The organism is Agarivorans sp. DSG3-1 (assembly GCF_046774965.1).
GTDB lineage: Bacteria > Pseudomonadota > Gammaproteobacteria > Enterobacterales > Celerinatantimonadaceae > Agarivorans.
Genome location: NZ_CP177241.1, coordinates 2,384,160 through 2,398,453, shown reverse-complemented (window position 1 = coordinate 2,398,453; position 14,294 = coordinate 2,384,160). Strand labels below are relative to the sequence as shown.

The following is a 14,294-nucleotide window of genomic DNA, read 5'->3' as shown; positions in this document are numbered from 1 at the left end:
AATTTAATAATTAAAGATAATTTAATGTTTTTATTATGCCGCACTAAACTTAAACCATCAAATCACAGGTGGAGCTAGACATGCAGTTAACTAACAACCCTTACCCACGGACTTTTTCGCACATTGGTATTTCAGTGCCAGACTTAGAAGCCGCTGTAAAATTTTATACCGAAGTATTGGGTTGGTACCTAATTATGGAACCGACCGAAATTACGGAAGATGATAGTGCGATTGGTGAAATGTGTACCGACGTATTTGGCAGTGGATGGGAAAGATTCCGTATTGCCCACCTATCTACGGGTGATCGTATCGGTGTTGAGCTGTTTGAATTCAACAATCAAGAAAATCCTGAAGACAACTTTGAATACTGGAAAACCGGCATCTTTCACTTCTGTGTACAAGATCCAAATGTAGAAGAATTGGCCGAGAAAATTGTTGCTGCGGGCGGTAAAAAACGCATGAAAGCACCACGTTTCTATTACCCAGGTGAAAAGCCTTACCGCATGATTTATATGGAAGACCCGTTTGGTAACATCTTAGAAATTTATAGCCATAGCTATGAGTTAAATTATGCCGCTGGCGCTTACAAATAAGCGAACTTGAATCGACTAAGGCCTTATCTTCTTGATTAAGGCCTTTTTTATAGCGCGAAGATAAACAGCAGCATCGCCATCGCTGACGCCACCGTTCGAATATGATTCCAGGCAGTCCACGACTGCAGGTAAGTTCTCCAATATTGCGCATCTTCGCTACTCAAAGCTGTCTGACGAGAAATAAGCGCTAGAGCATTATTACGAGGTACGTTAGCCAAAGCAGTAACAGCAAAGCAGCCTATTAAGTAACTTAAGCTCGCCGCAACTGCGTAATAATTAATGCTTACGGCAAGCGTAAATTGCCAAATAAGGCTTGCTAGGCTTAACAGCGCACTCCCTATAAACACCATAAAAAAGCCAGGGTTTAGCACGGTAACATTTATACTTTGCATTGCCGCTAAACCTTGCTCATTGGTTAGCCTTGCTAAAGCGGGCATCACAAAGTTGGAGAAAGCAAAAAAGATCCCAGCTACTACGCCGCTAGTTATGGCTGCTAACAACAGCAAAAAGTATTCTACGTTTGTCATGTTCTCCCCTTAGCGGTTTGCTTTAAACTGCCACGCTAGGCCACCAATTTTAAGCCAATCACACTCAAGCACACGAGGCTCATCATCAGCCATTGTTTAGTGCTTGGTTTCTCGCCCAATAGCCATAAACCCAACACCATACTAAATACCATCATCGTGCTTAATATTGCCGCAGCAATGGCCAACGGGCCGAGAGTCATCGCTAATGCGTAACACCCCGTACCGATCACTGTAGGTGATGCATAGATAAGAATCTGTTTAAAATGGGTAAAACTAATGCCTTGAAAACCGTTGTTTACGGTAAACAAACCGCGGCCAAATGCCATCAACATGGCCATGACCCCAATCATCACCTCCCAAGCATAACCCACTAAAAAAGGATGACTAGAACGCGACATACTGGCCACCAATACCAAGGCGCAAGACATTAACGCGCCGTAACCAGCACTCGCTAATATTCCCACTAGCGGTTTGTAGTGAAGGGAAGCTTGCAGCGCTACGTGTTTAGCTCGCCGAGCTTGGCTAGCGCCCAGTAGCAACACCGCCACCAAGGTAAACCCGCCCATTAACCATTGCTGCGCACTCAAGCGTTCATCAAGAAAAACTTGCCCCAGCAAGGCCACAAATAACGCGGTGAATGCCATGGATAAGGCGCTAGCAATACCAACCGGTAAACGCACAAAGGCAATGGCATTAGCCCAATTACCTAAGGCAGCCAAACTCGCCGCCAAGACTAAGTATCCCGTTTGATCAGCAAAGTCTGCATAAGCCGAGCGCGGTACTAATAACAATAAAGGCGACATGCTAATCAGTAAACTTAGCCCGCGATAGGCAACTGCGCTAAGTGGGTCGGATTGACGATATACTTTGGCCATTAATACGCCTTGCAAGGCGTAAGCGAAGGTGGCGCTTAAGGCAATAATAAAAAACACTATGGCACTCTATAGTTAATGTTAGCTAAAGCCTACGCAACTCGCTTAGCAGCAACAAGGCTTTAAACAAGCATCAACATGGCGCAACTAAAAAACGTAAAAAAACGCGCAAACAAAAATTTTAGCGCGTTTTTAGAACAAACTGGAAACCATACTTTAGTGGTATTGTTCAAGCTGCTTTAAGTTTATTACCTATTACTAATCCAATTAGCCCTAAAGCGACAAAAAAGAAACTTTTTGGTTCAGGAACAGGGTTTGATATAGAAACTCTAGTTGTTCCGACCAAATCTGTACCGATTATTCCCGTCTCACCAATTTCATCATTTAAAAAACTAAATGACATCCCGCGATTAACGTCAAAAACATCATTATCTATGTTTGAAAAAATGCTTCCAAGAGTATTTGATCCTACTTGAAAATGGGAAAGCAACAACCCAAATCCACTAAAATGAGTCCGAGCAAACTGGTAGTCATAGTTTTCAATAAACGAACCGCTAGATTGACCTCTCCAAGAAAACACATCTTCAAAATCCGGTGATTTATCATGGACAAAATTTAGATCTAAATAACCATTTAGAGATGAATAATCGAAATTGCCAATATTCCCCAACCTACTCGTTAGTTCAACCATTGCTCCTTGGTAAAACGAACAAATAATCATCGAACCACTGTCTAAACAATCAGCTGATTGCGAGGAATCAAATGTGTAGGTCGCGGTATAAATATCACCAATACCAAAGTCATTATAGACTCCACCTAATTTATTTACCGCTGACCCGTCATTCAGCAATGTATAATTTGACACTATTTCGAAGTCCATTTCGACTTTAATCACTGACGCCTCAGCATAACTTAGTGAAAGAAAAAAGCTTAGGAGTACAACAGCCGATTTTCTAACGTAATTCATTTTTTAAATAATTCCCTTTATTAATCAATTCCTTTTTATATGATGGCTTTTTCTAGATAAAATTGCACGAGCAATTGATATAAAAGCTATTTAATCGTTCATTTAAATCGCCAGCAAGCTCAGGCAATTAGATATAGTTGCTCCTGCTTGGCTAAATACTGCTTTAAATAATCAATCAGTAAACGCAGCTTTTTAGAGCTAGTGGCCCCTTTTGGAAATACGCAGTAAACATCAATATCTTGCAACTGATAATCACTCATCAATACTTCTAAATTGCCCGTTTTAATCTTTGGCAATGCATCATATAAGGGCACCCGCCCTAAACCATGCCCACCTTCAATAAAAGCGGTTCTGGCTGCTGCGTTATTGGTGCTAATACCACCCTTGGTTTTGATACTAAAAGACCGAGCCCCCTTAGTTAGCTGCAAAGTATTAGAGCCTGCGGTATAAATGACCCATTGATGGGCGTCTAAATCTGCCGGCTGCTGGGGGCGTCCTTGTTTGTTCAAATAATCAGGCGAGCCACATAAACAGGTCTTTAAGGTGGTGAGTTTGGACGCTTGTAAACCAGAGTCTTCTAGTTCGGCGCCGCGAATGGCTAAATCAAAACCATCTTGAATGACGTTTACCACCTCATCACTTAATACCAGTTCAATGTTGATTTTGGGGTACAAAGCTCGAAACAGATTAAGTGCAGGCACAATGGTTTGCAGGCCCGCATTGACCGGGCAAGAAATTTTAAGCGAGCCTTCAGGCTCTTGTTTAATATTTTCCATTTGCTGGTTAGCAGCTTTAGCTTGCTCAGTAATATTGTGGCATCGCTGATAATACTGCTCACCCGCTTCGGTTAAATGCAAACTGCGGGTAGAGCGGTTAAGCAAACTCACACCTAAATGCTGCTCCAGCTTTTTAACGTGGTAACTCACCACTGCTCGAGTAATGCCTATTTGCTTAGCCGCAGCACTAAAGCTGCCCTGCTCCACCACTTGGGCAAACACCACCATGCTTTTCAATTGCTCAAAAGAAACGCTCACATCAAACCCTCACCAACTACATCAGCAGTATTGTATCAATTATTCTACCAATCATGTCTATTTAATCTGCATTGTCGCATTCAAACTTGGGGTCTACACTGCTCTCATCGCTACCGTATTTGGCGGTAGCCAATCAGCTAAAAGCAAATTAAGGAATAAACAGATGAGCGCAGCAAAAAAGATTTTGATGGTACTAACCTCTCACGATCAACTGGGTAATACCGAACACAAGACAGGCTTTTGGGTAGAAGAGTTTGCCGCCCCTTACTACGTGTTTTTAGATGCTGGTTCAGAAATCACTTTAGCTTCTCCAAATGGTGGCCAACCACCGATTGACCCAAGCAGCGAACTTGCAGATTTTCAAACCGACGCAACACGCCGCTTCGACAACGACGATGCTGCCAAGCAACAGCTTGCAACCACCCTAAAGTTAGCAGACCTTGATGCGAGCGATTACGACGCAGTATTCTACCCTGGCGGTCATGGCCCATTGTGGGACTTAACCGACAACCCACAATCTATCGCTTTGCTTGAAAGCTTTATCCAGCAAAACAAACCCGTTTCTGCAGTATGTCACGCTACTGCTGCACTGCTTAACGTTAAACAAGCTGACGGCCAATTACTGGTTAAAGGCAAGGCTGTAACAGGCTTTACTAACAGCGAAGAAGCCGCTGTACAACTCACCGAAGTTGTACCATTTTTACTTGAAGACGAATTAAAAGCACGTGGGGCTGATTACCAATCAGTTGCCGACTGGAGCCCATTTGCGGTACAAGATGGTTTAGTGATTACCGGACAAAACCCAGCCTCGTCGGAAATGGCAGCAGAAAAATTACTGCAACAGTTCGCCTAATTTCCCTCTCACCTTTTTAAGGAATTATGATGTTGAACTTTTCGTTTCAAAACACCACTCAGATTCATTTTGGTGAAGGACAAATAGCCTCTCTAAGCCAAGAGGTTCCCGCTAACGCTAAGGTGCTAGTCACCTACGGCGGTGGCTCAATCAAAAGTAACGGGGTTTATGACCAAGTTGCTAAAGCCTTAGAGAATCATCAATGGTCTGAGTTTTCTGGCATTGAACCTAATCCAAGTTACGACACCTTAATGCGCGCCGTTGAGCAAATAAAGGCTGAAGGCTTAGATTACATTTTGGCAGTAGGCGGTGGCTCGGTGATTGATGGCAGTAAGTTTATTGCCGCAGCTGCTGAGTATAAAGGTGACGACCCATGGGACATTATTGCCAAACAACATCCCGTTGAATCAGCGCTGCCTTTAGGTGCGGTGTTAACTCTGCCAGCAACAGGCTCAGAGACTAACCCTGCCGCGGTAGTAACACGCGATGGTACTAAGTTACCTTTTTACGCCTTAGCGGTGCGTCCAAAGTTTGCGGTATTGGACCCAAGTGTGACTTTAAGTTTATCACCTCGCCAAGTAAGCAATGGTGTGGTTGATGCTTTTGTCCACGTGATGGAGCAATACCTTACCTACCCAGTAAACGCAAAAATTCAAGACCGTTTTGCTGAAGGGATTTTGCTAACGTTGATTGAAGAAGGGCCAAAAGCACTCGCCGCTGAAACCTCTCAAGATCTAGAAGTACGCGCTAACATTATGTGGGCAGCCACCATGGCTTTAAATGGCCTAATTGGCGCAGGCGTGCCGCAAGACTGGTCAAGCCATATGTTAGGCCATGAGCTTACCGCCGCCTACGGCGTAGACCACGCGCGCAGTTTATCTATCACCTTACCAGCAGTGATGAAGATTCGTCGTGAAGCCAAAGCCGACAAATTACTGCAATATGCCGAGCGTATTTGGGGCATAAACGAAGGCGACAACGAGCAACGCATCAACGATGCAATTGCCGCTACCGAAGCGTTCTTCCGCAGCATGCAAGTGCCAGTGAGATTAAGCGACATTGATTTAGGCACTAGCGACGTAGAAGTATTGTTGAGCAAATTGGAACAACACCAAATGGTAGCCTTAGGCGAAGACAAGCAAACGACCTTAGAGGTAAGCCGCAACATTCTTAACGCGGCTTTATAAAAACAATCCTCATTACTTAAAAATAGGGCGCTAGCGCCCTATTTTTTTGCCTTTATTAATCGGTTTAAAGTGTTTTAAGATATTCAATCATCGCGTCACATTGCTCTGCAGTAAACGCCGTCCCTATCGCACCAGTCACCTGATTCATATAATGTTTTTTCGGATCATATAGGTCGGAAAAGTGGTGGCCACTATTGTGATTGCCCGGTATTGACGTATCCAACACAAAGTAACCGTCTTGCGTGTATTTCTGCCCGCGCTTAAGGGCAAGCTTTGCCTCTTCTGCAAAACCTTTCGGCTGCAATAGCCCCACGTTTACCGAGTCAAAAGCAATATTGCCCATTTGTAAGTACTTAGGCCGCTGACCACCTTCTGGGCAGAGTAAATCTCGCAATGTAGCCACTGACCCATTGTGTAAAAAAGGCGCGGTAGCCCATACACTATTTAGTGGGCGAGCTTTATATCCTGAAGTTGCGCGAATGCAGTTTGGTCGGCCACCTTCAAACTTGGCTTGTAACGCAGGGTCACTCAACCCATTTTGCTTAAACCAAGCATCAATGGTTTGCTGCACAATTGCCCCCAACGCAAGGCCAAACAGTATATTGCCGCCGTCTTTAACGGGCAGATCCACCAGCGTTTTCGGCGAGGGCTCTTGCCCTAAAGGCCCGTGGTATGCCCCCTGTTCGCCATAGGCAAATTGCTTAGTTTGTTGCACCGCATAGAGCTGATTAGGATCTTCACCACAGATCACTTGGTCAATACCTAAACCGGGAATAACCTCACCAGCGGGTACATTTGCTACGCCAGCAGTGCCCAAGGTTCGCCGCGCTAACACGTCTGCCTGGGCAGAATCAGTCCCCACTTGCGACAGTTGAATCAAATTAAGTTTTAGTACTTTTTCTTTGGTTTCTCGCGGCACACCTTGATGCTGATAAACAATGGGAGAAAAATATTGCTCCTGCCATATCTGCTCCGTATTTAAGGCAGGAAGATGGCAACCCTGACACTTTGATTGATACAAAGAAGCACCAAGCTCAGCCTTTGCTTTATCAATTGCGCCAAACTCCCACTTGGGCCCGTGCAAGCCAGAGAATCCATCAATCGGATTAGGCTGGTTCCCTCCTAAAAAATCTTCTAACCAGACTAAGTTTTGCATAGGAATCGATGAGGAAAAACGCTGGTCATCAAGCGAACTTTGCATATCCACATAGGCGTTAACGCCCATGGCTTCACCCGCATTCCTAATCAACGGCCCCATGATGGAGGCATCGTATTGCACCCAATCAAACCAAGACGCAGTCCATAAATGGGGATAGTTAACCGGCGCATTGATAGCGTGGTAATTATCACGACGATTCACATTTTCGGAGAACACTTGGTTGCCAATGCGATTCAGCGCATCCAATCGCATAAAGCCTTCATCAACATCAATAATATCGGTATTCCCAGCACTGGCACTAACGATACTCGCCAACTCATCGGCTAAATTGAGTTTAGTTGCAGGGCTGTATGCGGGTCCTAATACGCGACGAGCGAAGCGATCAAAACGTCCATCAAAAAAGGGGATTTTACTCGACAGCGCGGTTTGGCCAAGCGCCGCGGCAAGGGTGCTGGTTAACAAGGTTAAATCGGTAGTAGCTGGCGCCCCATCAATCACGTACTCAACCTTATGCTCACCTTCGCCGTGGATAAAATGCCCGGTGTGGCAAGCTGCGCAGGTAAAGCCGACTCCGGCAGTTCGAGTGGGGTAACCCGGCAAAGTAATTGAGTCAGAGCGCGCAAAACCAATAGGTAAACCATCGGGGTTATATTTGTCTGCTTCAGAGCGAATAAAACCAAAACGAAGTAAAAACTCATTGGCAGTAAATAAGCCCTTGTCGGAAAAGGTGTTAAGAAGCAAAAAAGACCAAATTGAGCTACTGGGTTGCTCTAACTCAACAAACCAGTGATAAGGAATAGGAATGGTGCGAGTGCCTTGAGAGATATGGTGATATTTCTTGGCATCTTCACTCACATACTGCCCTTTGCTTCCCCAGTTTTGATCAGGCCAGTATTGCTCAAGCCAAGATCCGTCACGGTGGGTAACTTGTAATTCGGGTAAATGAGGCGGGGTTAAGGTATCTACAATGCTTTTCACTTTATCGCTGCTTAACAATGCCAGAACAAAGATAAACACAACAATAATAGCGGCAACAATAAAACGAATAATCCACTGACGAGTAATAGCAGGGGCAACAACACTCATGACCTGATTCCTTTCTTCCTTGAAGGGCTCTAGTCCATAAACCATAGAAGATTTAACTTAATATTGTAAGCTTAATACGCGCAGTGTCAGTATTTGCTAGTTTCGTTGCGTAACGCTGTTTGCACAGCGCTACCGCAACCTTAGCATTTCAGCAACTCGGTTAAAGCTAGGTTCGCCAGCTCCAGAGTCACGAGTTAACGAGTAATGCGTTTTTTGAGCGCAAAAACAAATTGAGCTTTGCTGTACTTCTCGCTGCTCCGCTTGGCCTGAGAACCACTTTGCCAAAATGCTTTATTTCCCTCGGCATACGCTTGAGCACGGGTAATCCCTATGTCGCGTAACAGCTCATCACTTAAGCCTAACAATGCTTGGCGACTGCGGCGGCGTGCGCGATACAGAGCGAGGCATTTAACTAGACGACGGATACTCAAATTTACTTTGTTTAACACCAACATTGGCTTGCTCCTTATTCCGTTAACGGCCTAAACAGCTTAAATTTTGTGCAAGCTAGCGTACAGATTCAGAATAACAATGTTTTAGCATGACAGACGCACCAAAAGTGCATCTGTCATGCTTGGTCTAGGTTGATCTGTACTGCTTAATTTGGTTTTTTTCCAATCTGTATTTTGATGTGTTATTACTGAGGGTTATTGCGGCTAAGGATGCGCCCATGACATTGTATGAACAATTTGCCCAAGAGCTAAAAGATCAAATCAATCAAGCTTATTACCCTGTCGGACAAAAGCTGCCTTCAATTCGTGAAATGAGCAAAACACGAGGGGTAAGCATTTCAACGGTACAAGAAAGCTACCGACTGTTAGAAGATGCTGGCTTCGTGCGCAGCAAGCTAAAATCTGGTTATTATGTTCAGCAACCGCCTAATACCTCACTACTGCTAGAAACCAGCCAACCAGAACAACGGCCAGTCCCTATTGATAATTGGCAAGCAGTGTTAGACCTAACCATGAACGAAAGCAACAGCCACTTTTTAGCCTTGGGCCGTGGTTCGCCAGACACCGAGTTTGCCAGCTTAAAACCCTTACAAAAACTGCTAATCGACAGTGTTAAGTATCAAAGCAAGCAGGTATTTAGCTGTTCCAAGGGAAATGGGTTATTTGCTTTAAGAGTACAAATTGCCCGCTTAATGCAACACTCTGGCTGTCATATTCACCCCGACAATATTCAAATTACAGCAGGCTGCCAAGAAGCCCTATCATTGAGCTTAAAAGCGCTCACCCAGCCTGGCGACATTGTTGCTATAGACTCACCCAATTTTTATGGCTGCATGCAAGCAATTCAGTCTAATCAGCTTAAAGTACTTGAAATACCCACTCACCCAGAAACAGGTATTAGCCTACCAGCACTAGAGCTAGCGTTAGAGCAATGGCCAATTAAAGTGCTACAGCTTATTCCTACCTCTAATAACCCTTTGGGTTATGTTATGCCAGAAAAGAACAAACTCAAACTTTTGAAGATGGCTGAACAATACGATTTTGCCATCATCGAAGATGACATACTCGGTGATGGTTTTTACCAAACGCCGCGGCCACGTAGTTTAAAATCTTACGACACCCAAGAGCGTGTATTGTTTTGTTCATCCTTTTCTAAAACCATTGCGCCAGGCCTTCGAGTTGGCTGGGTGGCACCAGGGCGTTACGGGCAGTTACTTACTCACTTAAAATTTATCACCTCGCTAGGGGCGAATAGTTTGCCTCTGCTAGCGGTGGCCGACTTTATTGAGCAAGGTTATTACGAGAAACACTTAAGGTTGTCTAAGCAGCAATATCAGGCGCGGCGAGATCTTATGTTGCACTGGGTACAACGCTATTTTCCTAACGGCAGTAAAATGAGCTTCCCTAAAGGTGGGTTCTTTTTATGGGTAGAGCTACCTGAGCAAATAAACTGTTTAGAGCTAAACGATAACTTAAAGCCGTTTCATATTGGTATTGCGGCGGGCAGTTTGTTTTCGGCGGCGGGGAAATATAAAAACTGTTTGCGATTAAGTTATGCCAACCCTCCTAGCGAACGGATTGAGCAAGCCATTAAGCTTATTGGCGAGCAAGCCAAAAGTTTGCTTAAGCAGGCAACAACGCGAGGTTAAAGGGCTTAACCTCGCTGCGCATAGCTTACAGTTTTTTCCACTGTAACTTAGTGCATTTGCCGTTTTCGTCGTGTACACGACAAGCGAAACGGTAACCATCTTTTACTAAGCTTTTGTGGTAAAACTCGGCGTTTTTGTCGAATTCACTTAAGGCTGGTTTACTACTAGGTTGCTCTGCCGCAACTAGCGGTAAACTTACACTTAACGCCATTACTACTGCTGATGCACTCACTAAAACACTGCGCATGATTTTCCTCTTACAATTATTGATAAATCCAATTTCTGCGGTTTTATACCATCTAATTGAATCAGTTCAATCTACGAAAAATCATCCTAAGGCCTCATAAAGACTAGCAAAAACAAAAAGAATGACGTTATCACTTTATTCTTTGCCTGTTTAAATTAACTATTTAGCGATATATATAAATGACATCGATTTCAACAGCGGCAAATTTTTTATTAAAAAACAGGTTTAAGTGACTACTATTTAATCAAAAAAGCTTGATCTCAAAAAAACCGAACAAAAAACAATTAAATCATATAAAACAAAAGCTTAGATAAATTTAAACAAGTAAACGTTTTCAGAGGGGTAGTCATAAATAAATACTTAGCAATATTTGTACAGTAATCACTATAAGCATTAACAAAAATACAGAAATTATAAATCTAAGTAATCACTTATTAATTAATCCTGCCTATTTAGGGCTTCTCAATTTGACAAGATCTTAGTCTTAATATAATTTTTCAAGCACTTAAAATGGAATTGAATGTTATTTAGTGGCTTACGCGACTAAATACCTAAGGTAATAATGAATTTAAAGCATATTATAAGTGCCACACTGGTATTGCTAAGCGCAAACACCAGCCTCGCGGCAGACACCTTCGATGAATCAGAGTTACCCGCCCTTAAAAACTATGCCTTTGCTGCGTGCATGTACCATATTCAAGCCAAAATTGAGCCTACGCCAAGCGCTACGCTCAACGGCTTAAGGGAAGAAATGGACGTGTTTTACCAATACAGCGTATTACCGACTAACTTTTTTGAAACCGTATATGCCCAAGTAGAACTAGGCACCCAAAACATTCCGCCTTCTGGCTCTATTCGCTACTGTATTAGCTGGTTACAAGAAGACAAAGTTGAAGGTGTGGTTGCCTCTTTAGCGAAGTAAAGAAGCCCACCATAATTTTCTGGCAGTTGCGCTGCACACATCGCATAATCGATTTAACTTACCGAATGGGAAACAGTGCAATGCAACGCGCCTTAGTAACAGGTTTACACGGTCGACTCGCCCCTTACTTAAAAAAAGCCCTACTGGCTAAGGGCGTTGAAGTATTCGGTTTTGATCGCCAACAGCTCGACATTAATAACCGTGACCAGCAAATCGCCTATATTCGGGCTAACCGAATAGACACTATCTTCCATCTAGCCACCGGCTCAGAAGATTGGCTAGCCATGCTGGCAGGCATTGCTTTAGAGCTAAAGATAAACATACTGTTTACCAGCACCGAAAGTGTATTTAACCCCGACAGCATTGGCCCTTTTTCGCCAGATCACCCAGCAGATGCCGACAATGAATACGGCCGATACAAAATAGTGTGTGAACAGGCGGCGCTGCAAGCCAACCCACATACCATTATTGCCCGTTTAGGCTGGCAAATGTTCGACACTTTTGAACAAGACAACCTACTCACCCATGTTAGAGACATGCATAATCAGAAAGGTTACTTGGAAGCCAGCACTGAATGGCTGCCCGCAGTGGCGTATGTTGAGCACAGCATGGCCTGTTTGCTTCAGTTAGCTGAACAAGGCCAAGCTGGGGTTTACCATGTAGGTGGCAACGAACAGGGCTTGTCATTTTATCAATTGGTGCAGTTAGTTAATCAAAAGTACCAACTAAATTGGGATATTCGGCCAGGGAATACACCTTCGCGTGACGGCAGAATTATTGACTCACGAGTTTCTTGTAGCAGTATTACCGATCAACTAAACAGTTAATCTCGCAGACTATTTTGCTTTATTTGCTAGCACATTTAAGCTTTTAAATATGCTAGCATCAGCTGCCTAATTGTCGTTATTTATAGAGTTGTTATGTCTCAACGTTCACTCAAAGTCATTGTAGGTTCTCGCAACCCCGTTAAAGTACGCGCGGTAGCTAAGGCACTAGCCTTGTATTACCCAGATGCCGAGATTGATTGCCAAGGTATTGATGCGCCTTCTTTGGTGCCCGAGCAACCCATGACCACTCAGCAAACACGTGACGGTGCAGTAAATCGTTTACGCTACTGCCAACAGCAACAACATGCAGACATTTACGCAGCGATTGAGGGCGGCGTTGATATGTTTGAAGATGGCCCCGCCACCTTTGCTTTTGTTGCCATAGCCAACAGCCAACAAACTGCGGTAGGTCGAGGAGCTAACATGCCCTTGCCTGCCAGTGTTTACCAAGCACTTGAGCAAGGCGAAGAGCTTGGCCCACTTATGGATAAGTTGTTTAATACACATAACATTAAGCAAAAAGGCGGCGCCATTGGCCTGCTCACCAACGGCTTAGCCACCCGCGAAGACAACTACGTACACGCCTTAACCCTGGCCTTAGTAAAGTTTGCGCATGCTGATTTATTTGCGAGGTAAGGCAAAAGAACGCAGTATGCGGCGCTTACTTCGCTGCCAACAACATCCCAATAAACCGCTCGCCAACAACACGCCCGATAACGGCTCCGATACGTCTACCGGTTTATTGATTGAAGCAGGTTTAAAATCGACTAAATACATCAAATCGTCGTAATCATCATCCCCCAACATATCAGGTTCAAAAAAGCCAAAGGGAAGATCTTCCCAACCAATTAAATACGCGTTGGAGAAGGTGTGTTCCACAATACCGTCGCCGAGATCTAAATAGCGTGATTGTCCGTTAAGCTCAGGAATAGCAAACGTCATAGTATGATCCCAGCCTCCGTTTAACTGATTTTCTGAATAAAAAGTAGAATATGTTACCGGGCCGCTTTGTTCTAAATACCAACCAAACTCACCCATTATGTCTAGGCTTACCCCTGCAAAAGGCTGGTTAGCTGAACCGTCACCCATAAACCCATAGTGTGGATTAGAAGGCAAAATGGCCGTTTTCTCTTCGCCAACGCCTACATCGGTATAGATACCAAGCGTATTATGGTTGCCTGCCGTTAACCCCACTAACGCAACACTTTGCGAGCCTTCGCCCACAAATAACTGATCGTTAGCCACGAAGCGATTGTCTAACTCAGCATTACTTTGATAACGAGTACCAAGCAACATATTCATCGCATCAAAAAGATCAGGGACACCATCATTGTGATCCCTAGCAGTCGGTATTCCATTCACATCATGGTGATAATAGTCATTTTCTACATTGCTACTGTATGGGGTAGCTTGCCCACTAAAGTGCAGCAGTGCTAGCGCCGCGATTGTGATTCTCATATTGATTCCCGCATGTTTACATTTATGTTGTTTTTATTTTCTTTAAGCGAGCGAATAGTAACCACACAAAATAAAAGGACAAACACAAGATGAACAAAATGTGAGCTAGATATTGAATGACTCAATTAAAAGAAAAGGAGGGGAAACGGAGAAGGTTTAGCCCCTTTGCAGCTCTGCTCGGCTATATAAGTTGACAATCGTTCACAATTCTATAAAGTGGCGGCCATTAGAAAATCAGTCTATTTTTTGAACTCCGCATTAGCTTGCCTTCAATTAAGCTTCGTTCCGTCGTTTTAAATTCCAGCTTGTTTTTCCAATCTTGCCCTCAGGCAATTATTACTTTGCTTGTCATAGTGCTGTCATAAAACCAGCTTATAAGTCAGGCAAACATCGTGATGAATGAACCCCAGATTGTAGCGTTCATCATCACACCTTATTTTAGCGACTCGATAAACGAGCGC

General features: G+C 43.9%; 15 protein-coding genes. 7 read left to right on the top strand and 8 right to left on the bottom strand.

All coding sequences use genetic code 11. The features are described 5' to 3' along the window. The first annotated feature begins 80 nt into the window (after window positions 1-80). Complete coding sequence (locus ACLD71_RS11210) at window positions 81-593, top strand: lactoylglutathione lyase family protein (protein WP_137672060.1); 513 nt, start codon at window positions 81-83, stop codon at window positions 591-593. Window positions 594-640: 47 nt separating this feature from the next. On the opposite strand, the gene ACLD71_RS11205 is transcribed toward ACLD71_RS11210, so the two are convergent. From ACLD71_RS11205 to ACLD71_RS11190, 4 genes are all read right to left on the bottom strand, one after another. Beyond that, the gene (locus ACLD71_RS11205; RefSeq protein WP_411994811.1) at window positions 641-1,120 is read right to left on the bottom strand and encodes a DUF1772 domain-containing protein; all 480 of its coding nucleotides are present in this window, start codon (window positions 1,118-1,120) and stop codon (window positions 641-643) included. 35 nt (window positions 1,121-1,155) lie between these two features. Continuing rightward, window positions 1,156-2,052, bottom strand: coding sequence for an EamA family transporter (locus ACLD71_RS11200; protein WP_411994809.1), 897 nt, complete (start codon window positions 2,050-2,052; stop codon window positions 1,156-1,158). A 169-nt stretch (window positions 2,053-2,221) separates the two neighbouring features. After that, on the bottom strand, window positions 2,222-2,959 hold the full coding sequence (locus ACLD71_RS11195; protein ID WP_411994807.1) for a hypothetical protein: 738 nt from the start codon (window positions 2,957-2,959) through the stop codon (window positions 2,222-2,224). A gap of 119 nt (window positions 2,960-3,078) precedes the next feature. Then, entirely contained in the window at window positions 3,079-3,993 is a 915-nt protein-coding gene (locus ACLD71_RS11190; RefSeq protein ID WP_411994805.1) for a LysR family transcriptional regulator, read from the bottom strand. A 163-nt stretch (window positions 3,994-4,156) separates the two neighbouring features. Between ACLD71_RS11190 and ACLD71_RS11185 the strand changes: the two genes are divergently transcribed. Next, window positions 4,157-4,846: a type 1 glutamine amidotransferase domain-containing protein gene (locus ACLD71_RS11185; protein WP_411994804.1), complete on the top strand. Its 690-nt coding sequence runs from the start codon at window positions 4,157-4,159 to the stop codon at window positions 4,844-4,846. 29 nt (window positions 4,847-4,875) lie between these two features. Beyond that, entirely contained in the window at window positions 4,876-6,033 is a 1,158-nt protein-coding gene (locus ACLD71_RS11180; protein WP_411994857.1) for an iron-containing alcohol dehydrogenase, read from the top strand. Window positions 6,034-6,097: 64 nt separating this feature from the next. On the opposite strand, the gene ACLD71_RS11175 is transcribed toward ACLD71_RS11180, so the two are convergent. Both ACLD71_RS11175 and ACLD71_RS11170 read right to left on the bottom strand, forming a co-directional pair. Beyond that, window positions 6,098-8,278, bottom strand: a complete 2,181-nt coding sequence (locus ACLD71_RS11175; protein ID WP_411994802.1) for a di-heme-cytochrome C peroxidase — start codon at window positions 8,276-8,278, stop codon at window positions 6,098-6,100. 194 nt (window positions 8,279-8,472) lie between these two features. After that, complete coding sequence (locus ACLD71_RS11170; RefSeq protein ID WP_411994800.1) at window positions 8,473-8,733, bottom strand: DUF1127 domain-containing protein; 261 nt, start codon at window positions 8,731-8,733, stop codon at window positions 8,473-8,475. A gap of 215 nt (window positions 8,734-8,948) precedes the next feature. On the opposite strand from ACLD71_RS11170, the gene ACLD71_RS11165 reads away from it, so the two are divergent. Then, window positions 8,949-10,379, top strand: a complete 1,431-nt coding sequence (locus ACLD71_RS11165; protein ID WP_411994798.1) for a PLP-dependent aminotransferase family protein — start codon at window positions 8,949-8,951, stop codon at window positions 10,377-10,379. 25 nt (window positions 10,380-10,404) lie between these two features. Here the strand turns inward: ACLD71_RS11165 and ACLD71_RS11160 are convergent, their stop codons facing one another. Then, entirely contained in the window at window positions 10,405-10,626 is a 222-nt protein-coding gene (locus ACLD71_RS11160; protein WP_137672069.1) for a hypothetical protein, read from the bottom strand. Between the two features lie 562 nt (window positions 10,627-11,188). On the opposite strand from ACLD71_RS11160, the gene ACLD71_RS11155 reads away from it, so the two are divergent. The 3 genes from ACLD71_RS11155 to yjjX all read left to right on the top strand — a co-directional run bounded on the left by ACLD71_RS11155 (window position 11,189) and on the right by yjjX (window position 13,011). Further along, on the top strand, window positions 11,189-11,548 hold the full coding sequence (locus ACLD71_RS11155; RefSeq protein WP_137672070.1) for a hypothetical protein: 360 nt from the start codon (window positions 11,189-11,191) through the stop codon (window positions 11,546-11,548). A gap of 80 nt (window positions 11,549-11,628) precedes the next feature. Then, complete coding sequence (locus tag ACLD71_RS11150) at window positions 11,629-12,375, top strand: sugar nucleotide-binding protein (RefSeq protein WP_411994796.1); 747 nt, start codon at window positions 11,629-11,631, stop codon at window positions 12,373-12,375. Window positions 12,376-12,468: 93 nt separating this feature from the next. After that, window positions 12,469-13,011, top strand: a complete 543-nt coding sequence (yjjX, locus tag ACLD71_RS11145) for an inosine/xanthosine triphosphatase (protein WP_137672072.1) — start codon at window positions 12,469-12,471, stop codon at window positions 13,009-13,011. Here the strand turns inward: yjjX and ACLD71_RS11140 are convergent. Beyond that, entirely contained in the window at window positions 12,997-13,833 is an 837-nt protein-coding gene (locus ACLD71_RS11140) for a hypothetical protein (RefSeq protein ID WP_411994795.1), read from the bottom strand. The two genes, yjjX and ACLD71_RS11140, sit on opposite strands and share 15 nt — an antisense overlap. Between the last annotated feature and the right edge of the window lie 461 nt (window positions 13,834-14,294).

What these genes read in the sequence shown, in the direction of transcription:
- yjjX (WP_137672072.1), top strand. Translation starts at nt 12,469, where the DNA reads ATGTCTCAACGTTCACTCAAAGTCATTGTAGGTTCTCGCAACCCCGTT.
- ACLD71_RS11180 (WP_411994857.1), top strand. Translation starts at nt 4,876, where the DNA reads ATGTTGAACTTTTCGTTTCAAAACACCACTCAGATTCATTTTGGTGAA.
- ACLD71_RS11175 (WP_411994802.1), bottom strand. Translation starts at nt 8,278, where the DNA reads ATGAGTGTTGTTGCCCCTGCTATTACTCGTCAGTGGATTATTCGTTTT.
- ACLD71_RS11170 (WP_411994800.1), bottom strand. Translation starts at nt 8,733, where the DNA reads ATGTTGGTGTTAAACAAAGTAAATTTGAGTATCCGTCGTCTAGTTAAA.
- ACLD71_RS11140 (WP_411994795.1), bottom strand. Translation starts at nt 13,833, where the DNA reads ATGAGAATCACAATCGCGGCGCTAGCACTGCTGCACTTTAGTGGGCAA.
- ACLD71_RS11165 (WP_411994798.1), top strand. Translation starts at nt 8,949, where the DNA reads ATGACATTGTATGAACAATTTGCCCAAGAGCTAAAAGATCAAATCAAT.
- ACLD71_RS11195 (WP_411994807.1), bottom strand. Translation starts at nt 2,959, where the DNA reads ATGAATTACGTTAGAAAATCGGCTGTTGTACTCCTAAGCTTTTTTCTT.
- ACLD71_RS11210 (WP_137672060.1), top strand. Translation starts at nt 81, where the DNA reads ATGCAGTTAACTAACAACCCTTACCCACGGACTTTTTCGCACATTGGT.
- ACLD71_RS11150 (WP_411994796.1), top strand. Translation starts at nt 11,629, where the DNA reads ATGCAACGCGCCTTAGTAACAGGTTTACACGGTCGACTCGCCCCTTAC.
- ACLD71_RS11185 (WP_411994804.1), top strand. Translation starts at nt 4,157, where the DNA reads ATGAGCGCAGCAAAAAAGATTTTGATGGTACTAACCTCTCACGATCAA.
- ACLD71_RS11205 (WP_411994811.1), bottom strand. Translation starts at nt 1,120, where the DNA reads ATGACAAACGTAGAATACTTTTTGCTGTTGTTAGCAGCCATAACTAGC.
- ACLD71_RS11160 (WP_137672069.1), bottom strand. Translation starts at nt 10,626, where the DNA reads ATGCGCAGTGTTTTAGTGAGTGCATCAGCAGTAGTAATGGCGTTAAGT.
- ACLD71_RS11155 (WP_137672070.1), top strand. Translation starts at nt 11,189, where the DNA reads ATGAATTTAAAGCATATTATAAGTGCCACACTGGTATTGCTAAGCGCA.